This window comes from Acidobacteriota bacterium, assembly GCA_018001935.1.
GTDB lineage: Bacteria > Acidobacteriota > JAAYUB01 > JAAYUB01 > JAAYUB01 > JAGNHB01.
Map to the genome: position 1 here is coordinate 1 of JAGNHB010000064.1, position 19,974 is coordinate 19,974.

Sequence of the window (19,974 nt, forward strand, 5' to 3'; positions counted from 1 at the left end):
CGAACGCGGAGGACGGGTGCAAGGGGCGGTTCTGGGAGGGGCGGTACCAGTGCCGGCTGCTGGAGGGGGAGGGGGCGCTGCTGACGTGCATGGCGTACGTGGAGCTGAACCCGGTGCGGGCGGGGCGGGCGCGGACGCCGGAGGAGAGCGCGCACACGTCGGTGTGGGAGCGGCTGGACGCGCTGGCGGCGGAGACGCGGCTGGCGGCGGCGCTGCGGGTGGTGGAAATGGCGCGCCTCCCGGGTGCGGCCGGGGCCTCGGCGGACGTGCTGGCCATGATCGCGAAGGCGACCGGAGCCCCGGCGGACCTTCTGACGACCCTCGCGAAAGCGGCGGGAGCCTCACCGGTGGTGACGGCGACGACCGGGGAGGGGGCCGAGGTCTCGGTGGAGGCGCCGGCAGTGAGCGGCAAAGGGGTGGAGGTCTCGGCGGAGGCGCCGGCAGTGAGCGGCGAAGGGGCGGGGGCCTCGGCGGAAGAACCGGCGGCAACCACGGATGGGGCGGCAATCCCGCCGGAGCTTCTGGCGGCGGCGGAAGCGGCGGGAATCCCCCCGGAGGTGCTGGCGGCGGCCGTGGCGGAGGCGGCGCGGGCGCAGGCACGGGCGTCGTGGTTGGCCCCGCTGAACGCCGCGGACGGCCGCAAGGGGGTCTTCGCCACGGTGACGGCGGCGGAGTACTACCGGGTGCTGGACGCCGTGGGCCGCGTGGTGCGCCCGGACAAGGCGGGGGCGATCCCGGCGGACCTGGCGCCGATCCTGGAGCGGCTGTCACTGGACGCGTCGGAGTGGCTGGCGTCGGTGCGCTGCTACGAGCGCCGCTTCCGCCGGGTGGTGGGCTGCGCCGGCCGCCTCGCGGGGTTGGCCCGCGCCGCCGGCCTCCGATGGTTCCAGGGCGTCGCCGCCTGCCGCAAACTCTTCCTCCCCGCCCGGACCTAGACCTCGCTCGAAGCGGTGTGGTAACATCCAGGCCGGGTTGCCCGCAAACGGGGAAACCCCGGCAGCAGTTGGGAGAGTTAAAATGAAGATCCCGGCACCCAAGGAGAATGCGGGGGAGGAGAAGCGCCCTGAAGACACTACCGGCCCGCGAGAAGAATCACCGGAGCTCTGCGGACCTGACGAAATGCTAACAGGTTCTTCTCCGTACAGCAGCCCGGTCAGCATTGTCGTTGACCGCCGGGAAGGACGGGGCGGAGTCTTTGAAGCCTTTCTCCGCATGGGGGGCATCGACGTGTCTTTCGGCACACTCGTCACCGGCGATTACAGAATCGACAACCGGTTCCTGGTGGAGCGGAAAACCCTTCCCGACCTGGTTCAATCCATTCTCGACGGACGCCTGTTCAGGCAGGCGAAAAATCTTGCCAATCACGAGATGCGGGGCGTAATCATCCTGGAAGGACATGCGAGCGATCTCGAGGGACGCTTGATCCGCCGGGAATCCATTCAGGGAGCGATGATCGCCGTTACGGTCCTCCTTGGCGTGCCCGTTTTGCGCTCCCGCGATCCCGAAGAGACAGCCCGGCTGATGCTCATGATGGCCCACCAGGCGGATCGCACCGTCTCGGGAGGGGTGCTTCGCCACGGTCGCCGCCCGCACCGCCACCGGGCACTGCAGCTTCACCTGCTCCAGGGTCTCCCGGGGATCGGCCCCGGCAAGGCACGCGGTCTCCTCGAGGTTTTCGGCAGCGTGGAGGCCATTGTCCGGGCAGATGCAGACGCCCTCGCTCGGAGCCCCGGGATCGGCAGGACTCTCGCCCGTCGCATCCGCTGGGCACTCGGCCCACCCGCTCCTTTCCCACGCCCTCTCCCCGGAGAAAGCCCACGAAAGCGAAGAAAACCACTCTGAAAGGGTTCGGCCCCAAGTCAATCCCCAAGCCCGGCGCTCGTAGGGCGAAGTCCCAGGGATGGGCCTCCCTGGGCTGGCCACCCGGGATGGGATTAAGGACACTCATTCCATGCCCAGAAGTGAGTGTCCTCTCCTGAACTCGGACACCCACTCATTCTTGTAGATTGGGTGTCCTGAATCGATCTGGAATTCCAACCGCTTGCTTACGCGCGCGGCTCCGTTGATTCAGCCAGGCTCAGGCCGATGCGCTTTCGTTCCCGGTCCACCGAGACCACCTTTACCGAGACCCGCTGACCGACCGAGCAGACGTCGTAGGGGCTGCGGACATTTCGCTTCCCCATCCGGGAGAGGTGGACCAGGCCGTCCTGGTGCACGCCGATGTCCACGAAAGCCCCGAAGTTGGTGACGTTGGTGACGATGCCGGGGAGGACCATCCCTTCCTTGAGGTCCTCGAGACCCTTGAGGTCGGGGTCGAAGTCGAAGCCGGTGATCTCGCCGCGGGGGTCCCGGCCGGGCTTGCGCAGCTCTTCCAGGATGTCCCATAAGGTTGGAAGGCCGACTTCCTCTGATTGGTAATTCTGGATCTGTATGCGCGCAATAATCTCTTCGTTTCCAAAGAGCCATCTAACTGACTCGCCAAGATCAGCGGCCATGCACTCGACAAGTTCATAGCGCTCCGGGTGAACGGCGGAACCGTCCAGGGGGTTTTCCGCGTCCCGGATGCGAAGGAACCCCGCCGCCTGCTGGAAGGTCTTTTCCCCGAACCGGGGGATCTCCAGCAGTTCCTGGCGGGAGCGGAACGGCCCGCTCTGGTTTCGGCGCTCCACGATGTTCCGGGCCAGGGTGGGAGTGATCCCCGAAACGTACTCGAGAAGGGACGCCGAAGCACTGTTGAGCTCCACCCCGACGCGGTTCACCACGAACTGGACGACCTCTTCCAGTTTGTTCTGGAGTTTCTTCTGGTTGACGTCGTGCTGGTACTGGCCCACCCCGATGGATTTCGGGGTGATCTTGACCAGCTCGGCCAACGGGTCCTGGAAACGGCGGGCGATGGAAATCGCACCCCGGATGGTGATGTCCAGGTTCGGGAACTCCTCCCGGGCCACTTCGGAGGCCGAGTAGACCGACGCCCCCGACTCGTTGACCACGTGGACCCGGACCAGGGAGGACAGTTCGGCATTGGACAGCATGGTCTTCACGAACTGGGCGGTCTCCCGGGACCCTGTCCCGTTCCCGATGGCGATGACGCGGACGTCGTACTTCTTGATGAGGGGCAAAAGAACGCCCTCGCTCTCGGCGGTCTTGAAGTGAGGCTCTACCGGGTAGACGGTCGCGTCCTCGTGAAAGCGGCCGGTCCCGTCCACCACCGCCACCTTGCAGCCCGTTCGGAAGCCGGGGTCGACACCCAGCACCACCTGCTGGCCGCCGGGCGGAAGGAGGAGGAGTTGGCGGAGGTTCTTCTCGAAAACAAGGATGGCTTCGTCGTCCGCTTTCGCCTTGCTCTCCATCATCAGTTCCACGGCGATGGAGGGGAGCAGAAGCCGCCGGTAGCCGTCGGCAAGGGCCTCCGCCATCAGGGGGGCGAAAAAAGACTGCGGGTACTTCACCCAGTGCCGCTTGAGGATGTCCAGGACCCGCTCGTCGGGCCCCATCAGGTTCAGGGAAAGGACTTCCTCCTTCTCACCCCGGCGCATGGCCAGGAAGCGGTGGGAGGGAACGTTCCGGAGCGGTTCCGCGTGCTCGTAGTAGTCCATGAATTTCGAGGATTTCCCCGCCCAGTCCTCCCTCGCTTTGGCCACGAGTCGCCCTTCGTCGGCGTAGACCTTCCGGACGAATTTCCGGAAGTCGGCGATTTCGGACACTTCCTCCGCCAGGATATCCGAGGCCCCCTGCAAAGCCTCCTCGATGTTCGACACCCCTTTCTCGGGGTCGAGGTAGGGCATGCAGACGGCCGCGATGTCGGCGTCGGGGGATGTGTAGGCCCGGATGAGAGCCGCGAGGGGCTCGAGGCCCTTCTCCCGGGCGATGGTGGCCCGGGTGCGCCGCTTGGGGCGATAAGGGAGGTAAATGTCCTCGAGGTCCTGCTTTTTCAGGCAGGCCGCGATCCGGTTTCGCAGGTCGTCGGTGAGCTTGCCCGCTTTTTCGATGGTTTCGAGGACGAGGACTTTCCGGTCTTCCAGTTCGCTGAGGTAGAGGTACCGGTCCCGGATGCCCTGGATCTGCACCTCGTCCAGCTCGCCGGTCTGTTCCTTGCGGTACCGGGCGATGAAGGGGATCGTGCTGCCTTCCTCCAGAAGGAGAACGGTGTTTTCCACCTGGAATTTCTTCAGGTTGAACTCGGAAAGCATGATGTCGACGATGCGTGGGTTCATGAACTCCCTCTCGGTCGGACTGAAAAAGGTAATTTTAGGACAACCCGGCGGGGATTTCAAGGGAGAATTGCCTTTTCAGCGGTTTACACGCAGGGAAGAAAAAAAGAAGGACCTTTGGGGGAGGTCCTTCGTTTGGGAGGTTGGTATCAATGTATGCGTCGCAGATCTATTAGCATTGGCCGTGCCAAACATTGAAAAGATTGTAGTATAAAGACTTGCGACAAACGTTCTCGTGGGGAGTCGTCCGGGGTGGCCGGGGGCATCCCGGGGGAGACGGAATTCGCAACTTTTTGTTGCGTGGGTTCGAGGCGAACCGAAGCGAACATCAGACAAATATGTTCAATGTTGGCCTTGAATGCGCATTTTGCGGCGGGATTCGCTTCCCTTGTCACATGCCACAGAATGTTGCGGGCCTTGGGGGAGGGACCGACGACGACACCCTCCACTCCGATGCCGTGCAGGGGAGAAGGAGGTGAACCCGCCCGGGTCGTCCGGAAAATACCCGGGGAAACGGCGAATTGCCCACTGATTTGAGGCCGTTTGCCCAGGCCGCCCCGGGGTGCCACGCCGTCGGCAGGCGGCGAAGGGGCCCGGAGAAGGAGGGGGACGGACTGCAACAAAATGCTGCAGATCTTCGTTCCGCCTGGAGCGGGCGAGTGCAAAGGCTCCGTTGAAATGATCCCCTGCGCTGTGTTATAAGTCTTCTCCGTGCCCGGGAGGCAGACGGCGCACCGGCACGGCACGAAGCGCAAATCAGTCTCCAAGGAGGAGCGGAATGTTCAGGAATGTCGATCACATCGGGATTGCGGTCTCATCGCTGGAAAGTGTCGTTACGTTCTACAAGGACACCCTCGGGCTCCCTCTCCACGGGTTCGAGGAAGTCCCCGAGCAAAAGGTTCGGGTGGCCATGTTCCCCGTGGGCGACGCCAACCTGGAATTCCTGGAACCGACCTCCCCCGAGTCCCCCATCGCCAAATTCATCGAAAAGAAAGGGCAGGGGATCCACCATGTCGCCCTCCACGTCGAAGACCTGACGGCGAAACTGGAGGACTTGAAATCCCGCGGGGTCCGGCTGATCGACGAGAAACCGAGAGAAGGGGCGGGGGGGAAGAAGATCGCCTTCGTCCACCCCGCCGCCACGGGCGGCATCCTTCTCGAGCTGTGCCAGGAATAGAGGGGAGGACGTCCATGAACCCCATCGCCCTGGGCATCATCGGCGGCAGCGGCTTGTACCACATGAAGGAACTCACCGACGTGGAGGAGGTGAAGGTCGAGACCCCGTTCGGCCCGCCGAGCGACAATTTCGTGGTCGGCACCCTCGCGAAGCGGCGGGTCGCCTTCCTTCCCCGTCACGGACGAGACCACCGCCTGACCCCGACGGAGATCAACTACCGGGCGAACATCTTTGCCTTCAAGAAACTGGGCACCGACCAGATCATCTCCGCCAGCGCCGTGGGATCGCTGAAACTGGAGCACAAGCCCCTCGACATCCTCGTCCCGGACCAGTTCGTGGACCGGACGAGCCGGCGGGTCTCCACGTTCTTCGGCGAGGGCATCGTGGCCCATGTGGGCTTCGGCGACCCCGTCTGCCGCGAGTTGGTGGGGTTCGTTCGCCAGTCGGCGCTCAACGCCGGGGTGAGCGTCAAGTTCGGCGGGACGTACGTGTGCATGGAAGGGCCGGCCTTCTCCACCCGGGCCGAGAGCAACCTCTACCGGAGCTGGGGGATGGACGTGATCGGCATGACCAACCTCCAGGAGGCGAAACTCGCCCGGGAAGCCGAGATCTGCTACGTGACCCTCGCCTTCGTCACCGATTACGATTGCTGGCACCAGACCGAGGAGCCCGTCTCCGTGGAAATGATCGTCGACAACCTCCGCCGCAACGGCGAGAATGCCCAGAAAATCCTCAAGGAAGTGCTCAAGGTGCTCCCGGAGAAGCGGGACTGCCTCTGCCACCACTCCCTCCGGAACGCCATCATCACCCATCCCGACGTCGTCCCGGCCGCCACCCGTCAGAAACTGGCCCCCATCGTGGGGAAGTACCTGGCCGCGAAGTAGGGGCCGCCATGCGACACCAGATCCTGATCACCGGTATCGGCGGGCAGGGTGTCCTCTTCCTGTCGAAGCTGCTCCAGACCGCCGCCCTGATCAAGGGCGTCCCCATCTTCGCCTACGAGATCCACGGGATGAGCCAGCGGGGCGGTTCGGTCTACACCTCGCTGAAGATCGGGGGTTTCGATTCCCCCCAGGTGTTCCCGGGTGACGTGGATACGCTCCTGGCCCTGGACCGGGGGAACATCTTCCCCTATCTGCACTTCCTCCGGCCCTCGGGGACCCTCGCGGTCAACTCCGCGGGGCTTTCGCCCCAGGAGCGGGAATGGCTCGAGGGGAGGGGTTATCACTGCATCTTCCGGGACGCGGATTCCCGCGCCCTCGAGTTGCGCAATCCGCGGGCGTCCAACCTGGTCCTCCTCGGCTCGGTCTTCGGGGCCGAGGGGTTCCCGTTCGCCTTCCCGGAGGTTGCGGAAGCGCTCCGGCGGACCGTTCGCCCCAACCTCCTGGAATCGAATCTACAGGCCCTGCAATGATCCGGTTGCTCCTGGCGGGGGCGGGGGTCCTCCTGACCGCGGGGGCCTGTCCGGCGGCCACCTCCGGCGCCGCGGGCGCCGAGGCGAACCTCGGGGCCGTAATCCCGCTGTGGCTGGGAATCCCCTTTGCCGGCATCCTGCTTTCCATCGCCCTTTTCCCGGTCCTGGCTCCCCGCTTCTGGCACCACCGGTACCCCTGGGTGTCGGCTGCCTGGGGCCTCGCGGCCGTCGTGCCCTTCGTGGCCCTTCACGCCGGTCGGGCCGTGAACGAGCTGCTGCACATCGTTCTCGTCGACTACATCCCCTTCATCATCCTCCTGTGGGGACTCTTCACCGTGTCGGGCGGGATCGCGCTCCGGGGACGCCTGGTCGGGACACCCGGCCTGAACCTGCTGTTCATGGCCTCCGGCACCGTGCTCGCCTCGTTCATGGGGACGACCGGGGCCGCCATGCTCCTGATCCGCCCCCTCCTCAAGGCCAACCGGAACCGGCGTCACAAGGTGCACACGGTCGTCTTCTTCATCTTCCTGACGGCCAACGTCGGCGGCTGCCTGACACCCCTGGGCGACCCGCCCCTCTTCCTGGGCTTTCTGCACCACGTTCCCTTCTTCTGGACCCTCAAGCTGATGCCGGTCTTCCTCTTCACCGCGGGTGTGCTCCTGGCGGTCTACGCCCTGATCGAAACCCGGCTTTACCGGCAGGACCGGCGGGGGATGCTCCGGAAGGAGGCCGAGGCCCCGGATCCTCACCGCCTGTCCGTGGACGGGAAGCGGAACTTTCTCTTTCTGGGAGGGATCCTCGGTGCGGTTTTGATGTCCGGGATGTGGGCCGGACCGGGCTTCCACCTCCTGGGGATCCCGTTGTCACTCCAAAACCTCGCCCGGGACGGCCTGATCGTGCTGATGGGGGGGCTCTCGCTGGGGTTCACCCGGCGGGAGACGCGGGATTATAACGAGTTCGGGTGGGGGCCCATCCGTGAAGTGGCCATCCTCTTCGCCGGGATCTTCGTCACCATCGCACCCGTGATCGCGATCCTCAAGGCGGGGGAAGCGGGGCCCCTGGCCGCCCTCGTGCGGTCCGTCCGGGAGCCGTGGCAGTACTTCTGGGCAGTGGGCGGACTCTCCTCCTTCCTGGACAACGCCCCCACCTACTACACCTTCTTCAACATGGCCCTGGGCCGGTTCTTCCCCGGGAGTCCCGAGTTCGAGGCGGTCCGCGGCCTGATCGGCCACCACCCGCTCTGGCTCGAGGCCATCTCGGCGGGGGCCGTTTTCATGGGCGCCAACACCTACATCGGGAACGCGCCCAACTTCATGGTCCGTTCCATCGCGGAGGAGGCGGGGGTCGCCATGCCCTCCTTCTTCGGCTACCTGTTCCGCTGGTCCCTGCCGATCCTGATCCCCACCTTCCTCGTGGTGGGGTGGTTGTTCTTCTGACGCCGCGTAGCGCCCGGCCCCGCACGGAACCGGGCGCCCCGGGCCGGAAAGGAGTGAGATCATGCCGACGGAATTCCACGAGATCCGCGTGAGCGGGAAAACGTTCTGGATCGACGGCTTCGTGAAGGGCTTCCTGGCCGCCCGGAACGCGGCAGGCGAGCTGATCGACGCCGAGCAGGAGGAGATCGCCTGCCAGACCCACACGGAGAAACTGCGGGAGAAACTCGGGTTCAGCCAGGAAACCCGCCACTACCTGTGTCCTCCGGGCTTGCTGACGCTGTTCGAGGAGATGGAATCCGCTTCGGAGGCGGCGGGGAAACCCATCAAGGTCAACAAGGGCCCCCTCTACTCCAGCCTCTCCTTCCGGCTTCACTTCAGCGTTTTCTCCCGCGAGGAAGGCCGGCGGTTCCGCGAGCGTTTCGACGATCTCCCCCAGGATGTCGCCATCCGCTGGGCCCGCCCGATTCTGGAGATCATCGACCCCACGGCGAGAGGCGCCGAACTCTACACGCCGGTCCACGAGTACGAACTGTCCGGGGACGGGCTCGTCGAGGGCGGGATCCCGGGTGTCCTGGAACTTTACCGGTGGTGCCGGAACGAGGACCTCGTCTCCCTCGAAGCCGCCGTACTCAAGGAAGCGCCTCCCTCCCCGTGAGGACTCGAGAGGTTCCGGGCGGGGCCCATTCGCCCTGTCGAGAAAAAGGAGGGATTCATGAGCGGGAAGAAAATGATCCCCGTTGCGGTGGCGGGGCTCTGGGCCTGGACGTGGGCGTGGGCCGTCACGTACCCCGTGCCCCACGTCACCGCCGGCATGGGCTGGCAGACCCAGGTGGTGGTGGACAACGCCGGTTTCGACGCGGCCGACGTCCAGGTCGCCCTCTACGACCAGGGGACCGTTGCGGGGACCCTGACGGTCTCCGTCCCGGCGGGCGCCAGTCAGGCCCTGGATCTTGGCCAGGGGACCTGTGCCCTGGTGACGGGGCCGGGCGGAAACGTGACCCTGAAGGCCGCCTACACCCACCTTGTCGAAAACGGGATCGCCGAGTTCCGCCTGGCGGGGGAAACGGCCACGGCACTGGAGTTCACCCTGACGCCGGGCGCCGCCGGGACCTTCGACTGGCGGGGACTGGCCGTGATGAACCCGGGAGACGCCCCCACGGACATCACCCTGCAGGCCCTGGGCGCGGATGGCCAGGTCCTTTCCCAGGTCGTGCAGAACCTGGGTGGGCGATCCCGGTTGGCCATCCTGGTGAACGAGGTGTTTCCCGCCGTCGACCCGTCCCAGGTGGCCCGGGTCCGGGCGCAGAGCGCCGCGCCGCTCTGCGGGATCACCATCTCGGGGAAGGGCTGTTCACGGCTCCTGTTCACTCCAGCGGAGGCGCCGCCACCGGTGGGGGGCACCCTGGTGATCCCCCATCTTGCAGACATCTACGAGGACTGGGACAACCTCCTGCTCCTCGACAACGCGGGGACCGCCGCCGCCGCCGTCACCCTCAACCTGGTCCGCCAGGGGACGTCGGTGGCCCAACAGGCACTGACCGTACCTGCGGGAGCCACCCTCGAGGTGAACCTGAACAACTGGTCGGCGCTGGACCCGGACTCCGGGACCCTGACGGGGTGCCCAACCGGCCTGGGGGCCCGGGTCTGCTACGTGTTCCGTTCAACGGGGGCCACCGCGGAGTTCGCTCTCGGCAAGGGCGGCGGGGCCGACCTGGCGTTTAATTTCCCGCTTTATGCCGGGTCCCGCCTGGGATGGCACGCCCTGTGCGCGACCAACCCGTCCGACCACACCGCGTCCGTCGTCTTCAAGGCTTACAAGGGGTCGGCGGAACTGGACCGGGTCTATGTGCCCATCCCCGCCCGGGGCCGTCACGCGGTGATGCTGGATGCCCTTTTCCCGGGCGTCTATGCCCAGGGGATCGACCGGGTGGTCGCCGCCAGCGACACGCCCCTCGTCGGGATCAACCTGTCGGGGTCGGCCCAGGACCGGTACCTCTTCACCCCTGCGGCGCCCTGGGAGGAGACCCGCACCCTCGCCCAGCGTCTGGCGGCCGCCCCCGGCGTCACGGCGACCCCGGTCTCCCCCATCGCCCCCTTCACGACCTGCTACCGTCTCCAGGTCACCCTTCCCGTCGACCACCAGAACGCCAAGGGGCCCACCTTCACCCGGACGGTCTACCTGTCCCATACCGACCTGGCCGCGCCCATGGTCCTCGCCAGCACCGGGTACGGGATGTCGCGCAACTACGCCACCGAGTTGGCCTACCTTCTGGGCGCCAACCAGGTCGCCATGCCGCACCGGTATTTCTGGGGCGCCCCCATGCCCGGGACGCCGGACTGGCAGTACCTGACCATCGCCCAGGCGGCGGCGGACGACCACCGGGTCGTGACCCTCCTGCGGGACATCTACCGGGGGAAGTGGGTCAACACGGGCGGCAGCAAGGGCGGGATGACTGCCATGTTCCACCGGCGGTTCTACCCCGACGACGTCCACGCCTCCGTCCCCTACGTGGCGCCGCTTCCCCTGGGGCTTTACGACCCCCGTTTCGAGAACTTCGTGGACAACGTGGCCGGGACCCCCGAGTGCCGTGACCGGCTCCGTGCCCTCCAGCGCCGCATGCTCTCCAACCATTCCGCCATGGTCCAGCGCCTCCAGAACGCGGCCAACCTCTACGGCGAGAGCTACGGCCGCGTCGGGATCGACACCGCCTTCGAGTACATGGTGATGGAGTACCCCGTCTCCTGGTGGCAGTACGGGCCGAACGACTGCGTCAGCCTCCCGACCGAGACCAGTTCCCTCGACACGCTCTTCAACAGCCTGATCAACACCGTGGGTTTCCTCTACTCGGACTCGGACCTCGAGTACTTCGAACCCTTCTATTACCAGGCCCTCACCGAGTTCGGATATTACAGCTTCAACACCGATGCCTTCGACGACCTCCTCCAGTACGCCGTGAACCCCAGCTGGGCGACCTTCGCCCCCCAGGGCGTGCCGATGGTGTACCGGCCGGAGGTGATGCCCGGCATCCAGTCCTGGGTCCAGACGGAGGGCGACCGGATGCTCTTCATCTACGGCGGGAACGATCCCTGGACCTCCTACGCCGTGAACCTGACCGGGGCCACCGACGCCCTGAAGCTGACGGAGCCCGGGTTGAACCACGGGACGCACATCGAGGACCTGACGGAGAAACAGCTGGCTTACGACGCCCTGGAACGCTGGCTCGGCGTGACCATCGATAAAAGTGTCCCCCCTAAGACCCTCCGGGCGGCCCGGCGGGAGATGATGCCCCGGCGGGGGTTCATGGGCCCCTTCGGGTCCTCCCTGTTCCCCGCTCCCTGATCTCCGCACCCCATCGGAATCGGTATCGGAATCGGTATCGCTTTCGGTATCGCTGTCGCTATCGGTATCGCTGTCGCTATCGCTATCGGTATCGCTTTCGGTATCGACTACCGTTCCCTCACAAGACGTCGTTTTCCCCGTCCCGTCTCGCGGCCCCGCCCGGGTGCTCCTTCCCCGCATCCTTGGAGGCCTTTCCCGCTGGAGGCGTTCCGCGGGGTGATCCTGAGGCCTGGTGCGAGGGCGAGAGCGAGAGCGATGGCGATACCGATAGCGATACCGATACCGAAAGCGATACCGATTCCGATACCGATACCGATACCGATAATTTTGCTGAGGGGGGGACCTCAGGACCAGCGGCCGGGGATGGGAGAACCGCAGCCGGGGCAGGCACCGCCCGACAGTCTGTTTTCGATGACCTTGAAACCCACTCGCCGGACGAGCACCCGACCACACGTCGGGCAAGCCGTGTTGGCCCCCCAGTGGCCGGGGAGGTTGCCCACGTAAGCGTACTTCACCCCTTCGGCCAGGGCCAGGGCCCGGGCGTTCTCGAGGGTGCGCTGGGGGGTCTGCGGGACGTTGGTCATCCGGTAGGCGGGCCAGTACCGGTCGAAGTGGACCGGCGTGTCGGGCCCGAGATTCCGAACCACCCACCGCAGGAAGGTCTGCATTTTCGGCAGGTCATCGCTGACGGTGGGGATGACCAGGACCACCACCTCCAGCCAGGCTCCCGTCGATTTCGCCACCGCCATGGCCTCCAGGACGGTCTTGTACTTCCCGTTGGCGTAGCGCCGGTAATCCGCCTCGGTGAACGCCTTTACGCTGACCGAGAAGGCGTCGACGAGCCCGGCGAGCTTCCGCACGGGGTCCGCGCAGACGTACCCGCCGGAGACCACCGTGGTCCGGAGACCTTTACGATGGGCCAGCCCGGAAACGTCCCGCAGGTACTCCCAGGACATCATGGGTTCGGAGAAGGTGAAACTGATGGCGCGGCACCGGTTCTCCAGTGCCATGGAGACCACTTTCGACGGCGGGGCGTCCACGGTGTCGACCCCTTCCGGGCCGACCTGGGACAGTTGCCAGTTCTGGCAGCCCCTACAGGTCAGGGAACAGCCGGGAGCCGCCACGGCCAGGGCGGAGGCGCCGGGAAGGAAGTGGAAGAGGGGGTTTTTCTCCAGGGGATCCAGGTGCAGGGCGCCGGCCCGGCCGTAGTTGGAGACGTAGAGGACCCCGCCGCGGTTGACGCGCACATGGCAGACACAGGTTTCCCCGTTTTCCACGCGACCCTCGACAGCCTTGGCGGGGTCGCAGGGGCAGAGGGTGCAGAGGACGGCGCCGTCCGGGAGAGGGGACTGGAACTCCGCCCGGCGCCACGTGACGCTCCGGGTCCGGGCCCCGGCGGGGAAGGGAACCGCTGCAGACGAAACGTTCCCCGGCAGGGCCAGGGTGCAGCCGGCGCCCAGGGCGGCCCAGGAGGCCTTCTTCAGAAAGTCTCGCCGATCGCAGGCCATGGGGTCATCTCCCGGGGCAGAGGCGGTGGAAGCGTCGCAGGATGAGGGGAATCATGGGAGTCATGGGAGTCATGGGAATTATGGGATTTATGGGAATCATGGCTCGTGTCTTGTCCTTAAACGAACCGCTCTACGGTTGGGCGTTGTATCGGCTCATTGGCCGTGGTCCGTGAAACCGCGATCCCTAGCGCCGCGCCCGGGTCAGGGGGCCCTCGACGGGGAAACGGGTTTTCAGCAGGACGGCCAGGTTCGGGGCCAGGAGGAACTCCTCGATCCGGTGGTCCAGAGCCCGGCCGCTGGCGGTCCGGGGCGGCAGGGCCAGGCGCCCCGCCATCTCGCTTCGCTTGAGCTGCCAGGTGGTCTCGTCCAGGGAACGGGCTTCGCGGACCGTGGCCTCCACCCGTCCGGCCACGGCCTCGATCTCGGCCGGGGTTGCCCCCATGCGGCGGAGATGCACGGCGATGCGCTCCTTCAGCTTGGCGGTGAAACGGGGGACCGCCCGGTCGGGAAGGTTTCTCGACCGGTCCAGCGCCCGCTCCAGGCTCGTGTTGTCACCCACCTGCCCGACCCGCTCCGGGTTTGTCAGACTCCGGGCTGGCACCACGCAGGGAACGAAGTCGGCGATCACGGAGCCCTGGTTTGGTGTCAGGATGGCCTTCATCTCCTCGAGACACGCTTCGTCGATCTCATGCCGCGCATTGACGATGTCCCAGCGCTCCCGTGCATACTCCCACAGGATGCCCATCCGCTCGCGCAGGGCCGGCGAGCCCCCGGCCAGCGACCGGTCCAGGTCCCGGAGGTTGGGCAGGAGTCGCCGGGCCAGGTCGGCCATCTCCTTCCGGGCGTTTTCCCGTGCGGTGGCGGCTTTCTCGATGAGCGGCAGCATTTTCGCCGCCTGTTCCGGCGTCAGGTAGAGGGCGTTCACCAGGTTGAGCACCCGGATGTCTTCGATGCACGATCGCAGGGCGGGCGGTTCGTCGTAGAACGGGACCGGGACCTCCCGGCCTTCCAGCGCGCCCAGGGCGCCGGGGCCGACCAGGAGGGAGACCGCCGGGTGCGCGCCACCCTTGCCCGGTGTGGAAGCAGCCCTCGGGCCACGCCCGGAAAAACGCCGCTCCTTCAGCCGAGCCTGCTGATCGCGGTCGAGAAGAGCGAGGACGGCCTTCTCCAGGGCGTCTTCGGCATCTTCGAACTGGTCTGTCAGCCTCTTGAAGGGGGCCTCGGCTTGCCGGACCGCCGCCTTGACCTCCTCGGGGACGCCGTTGTTCGCCAGGACGGCGGACCGGAGGCGGCTCATGGCGTCCATGACCGCCTTCTCGGCTTCCAGGCGGGCGTCCACGATGGCCTGCTGCCGGGCGAGACGTTCCCGGGCGAGGCCGATGAGCAACTGTTGCTGGGCGGCGGTCAGGTCCAGGCTTCGCAGGGCCTGGCGGGACTCGATGCGCTCCCTCAGCGCCAGGCACTCCCGCTCCTCCGGGGAAAGGCCGGCGAGAAGCCCGGGGGGGAGGGCGAACAGGGGGGGCCACAGGATCAGGAACACCGTGATGTACAGCCAGCACGTCCGCATGGACAACCTCCCCGCCGGGTCTCGACCGTTGAACCCGGCCTGCAGAAAAAGGTTTCATCTTCCCGGATTCTCCGCCACCCTTCCTCTCCTCCACTGCGAACGATCGTCCGATCGCGTGCCCCTGATGATAACCGCTTCGGGACGATCGTGCAACGGGATGGGGAACCGAAACGAAATCGCGCCGGTTTCGTAAGAAGTGATGAGAATCCGTGGAGGTTGGCAATGCCCAAAATGGCCTGCAACGAGTCGAAGGATTGCAGCATCAGGAATCTCTTCATATTGAGGTGTTTCCTGCTGCTGCTCGCGCTCGGGGCCCCGTGGGGGGGTGCCCCCGCACAGCGCATCGAGCCGAAGAAGGACGCGTGGCGGTTCCTGGAAGAGGACGTCGGCGCCTGGCTGGAAAAGGCCGAGACCGCCTCCCGGAAGGGGGACATGCGTGAGGCCGTGGCCTGCTACCTGACCTACCTCCGCCGGAATGCGCGGGACGCACTGGCTCTCTACAACCTCGCCTGCTGCTACGCCCAATTGAGCGACGCGGACGCCGCCGCGGCCCTGCTGCTGCGCGCGGTGGACGCGGGGTTTGCGGATGTCGAACACCTCCGGAAGGACCCCGATTTCGACCCGGTCCGCCGGTCGGCCGCTTTCCAGGCAGCCGAGCGACGGGCCGCCGCCTTCGTGGAGGCGACCGGCGCGCTGATGTATGTCGAGGCTCCGCGGATGATGCGCTGCCGTTATCGCCTGCCGGCGGGATTCGACCCGCAGAAGGCCTGCCCGCTCGTCATCGGGTTGCACGGCAACGGGGGTACGGCCGAGTTTTTCCTGCCGGTCCTGTCTCCCGAGGCCTTCCCGGGAATGATCTGCGCCGCCCCCGAGGGGCCCTACCCGCGGTGGGACCTGGCCGTCCTCCCGGGACGCCCCGGAAGCTGGTTCCTGGAGGGGTCCAATTCCTCCCTGTGGCCCCGACTGGACCCGCCCACGGCCGCTTACGTCCTGAACGTCATCGACGCCTTCTCCCGCCAGTTCAAGATCTCAAGCGTCTACCTCCTGGGATTCTCGCAGGGCGTGGGTGCCGCCTTCTTCACGGCCATCCGGAACCCCGGGCGCGTCGGCGGGGTGCTGGCTTTCAGCGGCCGCTTTCCTCGGGAAATCCTGACAGAGTCAGAGGTTGCCAACGCCAAGACCCTGGGGATTTTCTGGGCACAGGGGAGGAACGACCTTGCCATCGATCCGGGCAAGGCCCGCGAATCAAGGGAATGGCTCAAGGCGCAGGGTTACGCCATCGAGTACCGGGAGTTCGACGGCGGCCACCTCATGCCGCCGGACCTCGTCCGCCAGGCCGGCGATTGGATCCGGAACCGGCTTAAGACCGGCGGGAAGAAATGAGATTCATCCGGGAATTGTTCAGATGGGTCGACACCGCACCTGATCCGGGTGGAACCCGTGTCCCCGTCGGGGACAAACATTTGTAGACCGACATCTCCAGCCGCGTGATGGCCCGGGACAGGCCTTACCCCGCCAGCGATGCGGTCGCTTTTCATCCGACCGGGAGTCAGTCTCGTCAACGGTTTGAATCGTGATCGAGCCAATAATACCACGTCTTCAGATCATGGTAATCCTCGGCCGAAAGATCTCGGAATTTCCTGATCTTCTCCTTGTCAGATCCCCTGACGGGCCTCCAGTCCGAGTCCCGCTGATCACCCGGCTGGACACCCTTAATGAATGTCCAGCATCTCTCTTCACAGGCGCCAATCCGGGTATACTCTTCCTGAGCTGAAGCCAGGGATGGCCCGTTGGCTCCACCTTCGAACCAGGGGTCGAGAAACTGGACAGGATCATCTTCCCAGAAACACACGGAACAGATCTCATAGGATCCCGGGGGTTCTTTGAATGTACGATACCCGCAACAGGGACAGGTGTAACGCGAATCCCCCAAGTCAACCTCCTCGGAAATGAATCCCGTGAATCATCCTCTCGACGGTGGCCCCCGCCGACATGAGGCGGTTGCCGGAAGTAAACCCTGCGGTCATTCTATCACGACTCCCCGCAAGGTCGCGCCGTTCCAGGCCTGACGGTGTGGCCTTCAAGGTCTTAATGTCCTTGGTCCTTCGGGTCCTTTGACCCTTTCAGCCCGGGAAGGCCTGAATGGGGTAGACGGCGTCGGCCTCGAGCGAGAGGCTCCCGAACTCGTCGGCGACCTTCCCTTCCACCACGTACACGCCGGGGTCCGAGACGACGTCGCCCCACTTCGCATAGGCCTCGGGGAAAAACACGGCCTCGAAGAGGCCCGTCTCATCCTCCAGGGTCAGAAACTTCATGTATTGCCGGGTTTTGGTGAAGACCCGGCGGGTGGTCACCAACCGCCCCGCCAAGCGGGCGCGCCGGTTCCGCCGCGTTGGCAGGTCCACGGCCCGGAGACGGGGAATGGCGGCCACTCGGTCCCGCCAGAGGTCGAGCGGGTGCCCCGAGACGTGCAGCTCCAGCAGTTCGGCCTCCAACCGGAGTTTCTCCTCGAAGGCGTAATCCGCCACGTCCGGGATTCCGCTGCTTCCGGTGTCGTCCAGCCCTTCGGCGCCGTCGAGGAGGTCCCCGCTCCGCGGCGCCGGGCCCGCCCCCGCGTTCCGGAGGGTCGAACGGCTCATCTCGAGTTCCCAGAGCAGGCGGGGACGGTTTGCCCCGAAGCATCCCGCCGCTCCGCACTGCACCAGGTTCCCGGCTTCCACCGGGGACGGCCGGCACCGGGCGAGAAAGTCCCGGAGGGAGCGGAACGGCCCGCGGGTTTCACGCTCCCCGAGTATTCGCTCCAGGGTGGTGGCGGTGAGGTCCCGGACCCGCTCCAGACCCACCCGGATGCCAACCGGGACGGGCATCGGGGGCGACCCCTTCGGCCGGAGCGCTTCGTTTGAATCATCCGGGGGCCCCGGAAGAATATTCTCCACCGTAAAACCTTTCCCGCTCCGGTTCAGGTCGGGGGGGAGAACGCTCACGCCGAACCGTCGCGCATCGGAGAGGTAAGCATCGGCATGGTAGAAACCGCCGCCGTTGTTGATCAGGGCGGCGAAGAACCGGGCCGGGCAATGCGCCTTCATTCTCGCCATGAGCCAGGACAGGGCGGCGTAGGAGGCGCTGTGGGCCTTGCAGAACGCGTAACCCGAGAACGTTTCCATCCGCCGCCAGATCTCCCGCGCGGTCTTCTCCTCCACGCCACGGTCCACGGCTTTGGAGACGAACGTGTCTTTCAGGGCGCGCATGGCCTCCGCCGATCGCTTCGCCGACATCGCCCGGCGGAGCATGTCGGCCTCGTCGGCGCTCATCCCCGCCACCGCCTCGGCGGTGCGCAGGATATCCTCCTGGTAGACCATGATGCCGAGCGTGCTCCTCAGGATGGGCTCCAGGGAAGGGTGCAGGTAGGACACGGGCCGCTTCCCGTGGTACCGGAGGATGTACTCCCGCAACATGCCGGCGTCGGAGGGCCCCGGCCGGATCACCGAACTGGCGGCGATGATGGTCTCCATGTCCTTCGGCTGGAGTTTCACCAGGAGCGAGCGCATCCCCGGGGACTCGATCTGGAAGCAGCCCAGGGTGCGGCCGGACCGGATCAGTTCCCAGGCGGCGGGGTCGCTCTCCGGGGAACCGTTCGCCGGCCCGCCGCCCGGATCGATCTCCGGCGGCCAGTCGGGGGAAGCTCCCACGTCCGCGATGACGGAGAGCGCCCGCTGCCCCAGGATGTCGATCTTCAGCAGGCCGACGTCCTCCGCCTGGCGCATCTCGAGCTGGGTGGCGGGGAAGCCGGTGGCGGTCCGCTGGAGGGGGGTGACCCGGTCCAGCGGCACCCGGGAGAGGACGATGCCGCACGGGTGGAGCCCCAGGTGCCGCGGGTGCCCGGCGATCTTCTTCGCCCAGGCGATGATGGTGCGGAACGGCTCGAGGTGGAAGGGGACGTTCCGGCACTCGGGGATCTCCGCGAGGACCTGGTCGAGGTGCCGGGCGTCGTGGTGCGGGATGTGGCGGGTGAAACGGCTGATTTCCGCCTCGGCCAGGCCCAGGGCGCGGGACGTCTCCCGGATCGCGCCCCGACCGGCCATCCGGACGTGGGTGGAGAGCATGGCGGTGTTGGCTTCCCCATAGCTGTCGTAGAGGTAGCGGATCACCTCGGGGCGGCGGCGCCAGCAGAAATCGATGTCGATGTCGGGCGGGTCGGTCCGTCGCGGGTTGAGGAAGCGTTCGAAGGAGAGGTTGAGAGCCAGGGGGTCCACGGGCGTGATCCCCAGGAGGTAGGCGACGAGGGATCCGCCCGCGGAGCCTCGCCCCACCAGCGGGATGCCCCGGTCCAGGGCGAAGTCCACAACGTCCTTCACGATGAGGAAGTACTCGTCGAACCCCGTCTCGTGGATCACGGACAGCTCGAAATCCAGCTGGCGAAGGACCCTGGGCGAGGGGGTAGCGTACCGGAGGGCGAGGCCGGCCGTGGATTTCGCCCGCAGGACCGCTTCCGCGGTGGTGTTCTCCGGAACCGGGAAAGGGGGGTGCAAGGCGCGTCCCGTGGTGTAGCGGAACTCGCAGGATTCGGCGAGGCGCAGGGCGTTGGTGAGCGCGCCCGGGAACTCCTCGAAAAGGGCCCTCATCCGGTCCGGAGGTTTGAGCCAGGCCTCCCGGGAGGCCACCTCCCCCTCCGCGAGCCTTCCAACCGTTCCTCGAACCCGAATGGCGGACAGGAGCCGGTGGGTCTCCCAGTCCTCCTCCCGGGCGAAACGGACCGCGTTCGTCCCGACCAGGGGGATGTCGAGCTTCTCCGCCTCCCGACGGAGGCCCCGGAGGCGCCCGCGCTCGCCCGCGGTCCCGTGGCGAACGATCTCGGCCCCCAAACCCTCCCGAAGCCCCCCCGCCGCCAGTTGCGAGAGAAGGCGCGGGTCGTCGACGAGAAGCCAGTTCCCCTTGGCCAGGGGGGCGAGGGTTTCGACGGTCGAACGGGTTTTCGCCTTTTCGGGCGACAGGTGGTGGATCGTCAGCGCCCGGCAGAGGGCGGCGTACCCCTCGGCGTCCCGGCAGAGCGCGGTGACGCGCGCGTTTCCCGGCAGCGGGAGTTCCGCCCCGACGATGGGGTGGATCCCGGCGGCCTCCGCCCTGCGGGAAAAGTCCACGGCGCCGTAAACGCCGGCGTCGTCCGTCAGGGCGAGGTGGGTGACACCCGAGGCGGCGGCCAGCCCCACGAGGTCTTCCGGAGGGGAGGCCCCGTCCAGGAAGGAGTGATAACTTCGGCAATGAAGGTGCGCGATCATGCCAAACCCCGGCACCCGGCGACATTCCGGCCGGTCGTGCCCGGC

At 66.4% G+C, this 19,974-nt stretch carries 14 protein-coding genes; 9 read left to right on the forward strand and 5 right to left on the reverse strand.

Annotation, left to right across the window (positions count from 1 at the left end):
• Together KA419_18030 and KA419_18035 are read left to right on the forward strand one after the other, a co-directional pair.
• Positions 1–935 (forward strand): hypothetical protein (locus tag KA419_18030; protein ID MBP7867833.1); only part of this gene is annotated, 935 nt, incomplete at its 5' end.
• Between the two features lie 184 nt (positions 936–1,119).
• Positions 1,120–1,842, forward strand: a complete 723-nt coding sequence (locus KA419_18035) for a nuclease (protein ID MBP7867834.1) — start codon at positions 1,120–1,122, stop codon at positions 1,840–1,842.
• Between the two features lie 203 nt (positions 1,843–2,045).
• Here the strand turns inward: KA419_18035 and KA419_18040 are convergent, their stop codons facing one another.
• The gene (locus tag KA419_18040; protein ID MBP7867835.1) at positions 2,046–4,214 is read right to left on the reverse strand and encodes an RNA-binding transcriptional accessory protein; all 2,169 of its coding nucleotides are present in this window, start codon (positions 4,212–4,214) and stop codon (positions 2,046–2,048) included.
• Positions 4,215–4,989: 775 nt separating this feature from the next.
• On the opposite strand from KA419_18040, the gene mce reads away from it, so the two are divergent.
• The 6 genes from mce (at position 4,990) to KA419_18070 (ending at position 11,578) form a co-directional block, all read left to right on the forward strand.
• Positions 4,990–5,388, forward strand: a complete 399-nt coding sequence (gene mce / locus KA419_18045; GenBank protein MBP7867836.1) for a methylmalonyl-CoA epimerase — start codon at positions 4,990–4,992, stop codon at positions 5,386–5,388.
• A 14-nt stretch (positions 5,389–5,402) separates the two neighbouring features.
• Entirely contained in the window at positions 5,403–6,272 is an 870-nt protein-coding gene (gene mtnP / locus KA419_18050; protein MBP7867837.1) for an S-methyl-5'-thioadenosine phosphorylase, read from the forward strand.
• 8 nt (positions 6,273–6,280) lie between these two features.
• A complete protein-coding gene (locus KA419_18055; GenBank protein ID MBP7867838.1) occupies positions 6,281–6,802 on the forward strand; it encodes a 2-oxoacid:acceptor oxidoreductase family protein in 522 nt (173 codons plus the stop codon).
• Complete coding sequence (locus KA419_18060; GenBank protein ID MBP7867839.1) at positions 6,799–8,238, forward strand: sodium:proton antiporter; 1,440 nt, start codon at positions 6,799–6,801, stop codon at positions 8,236–8,238. The genes KA419_18055 and KA419_18060 overlap by 4 nt, the downstream gene beginning before the upstream one ends.
• 61 nt (positions 8,239–8,299) lie before the next feature.
• On the forward strand, positions 8,300–8,893 hold the full coding sequence (locus KA419_18065; protein ID MBP7867840.1) for a hypothetical protein: 594 nt from the start codon (positions 8,300–8,302) through the stop codon (positions 8,891–8,893).
• 57 nt (positions 8,894–8,950) lie between these two features.
• Positions 8,951–11,578, forward strand: a complete 2,628-nt coding sequence (locus tag KA419_18070) for a hypothetical protein (protein MBP7867841.1) — start codon at positions 8,951–8,953, stop codon at positions 11,576–11,578.
• 344 nt (positions 11,579–11,922) lie between these two features.
• On the opposite strand, the gene amrS is transcribed toward KA419_18070, so the two are convergent.
• Together amrS and KA419_18080 are read right to left on the reverse strand one after the other, a co-directional pair.
• On the reverse strand, positions 11,923–13,086 hold the full coding sequence (amrS, locus tag KA419_18075; GenBank protein MBP7867842.1) for an AmmeMemoRadiSam system radical SAM enzyme: 1,164 nt from the start codon (positions 13,084–13,086) through the stop codon (positions 11,923–11,925).
• Between the two features lie 184 nt (positions 13,087–13,270).
• A complete protein-coding gene (locus KA419_18080; GenBank protein MBP7867843.1) occupies positions 13,271–14,653 on the reverse strand; it encodes a hypothetical protein in 1,383 nt (460 codons plus the stop codon).
• 222 nt (positions 14,654–14,875) lie between these two features.
• Here KA419_18080 and KA419_18085 point away from each other — a divergent pair, with 222 nt between their 5' ends.
• Complete coding sequence (locus tag KA419_18085) at positions 14,876–16,036, forward strand: hypothetical protein (protein ID MBP7867844.1); 1,161 nt, start codon at positions 14,876–14,878, stop codon at positions 16,034–16,036.
• A gap of 175 nt (positions 16,037–16,211) precedes the next feature.
• On the opposite strand, the gene KA419_18090 is transcribed toward KA419_18085, so the two are convergent.
• Positions 16,212–16,586 carry a hypothetical protein gene (locus tag KA419_18090; protein ID MBP7867845.1) on the reverse strand — a complete coding sequence of 125 codons (375 nt, stop codon included), beginning with the start codon at positions 16,584–16,586 and terminating at the stop codon, positions 16,212–16,214.
• A 190-nt stretch (positions 16,587–16,776) separates the two neighbouring features.
• On the reverse strand, positions 16,777–19,929 hold the full coding sequence (locus KA419_18095; GenBank protein ID MBP7867846.1) for a DNA polymerase III subunit alpha: 3,153 nt from the start codon (positions 19,927–19,929) through the stop codon (positions 16,777–16,779).
• Positions 19,930–19,974 lie beyond the last annotated feature (45 nt).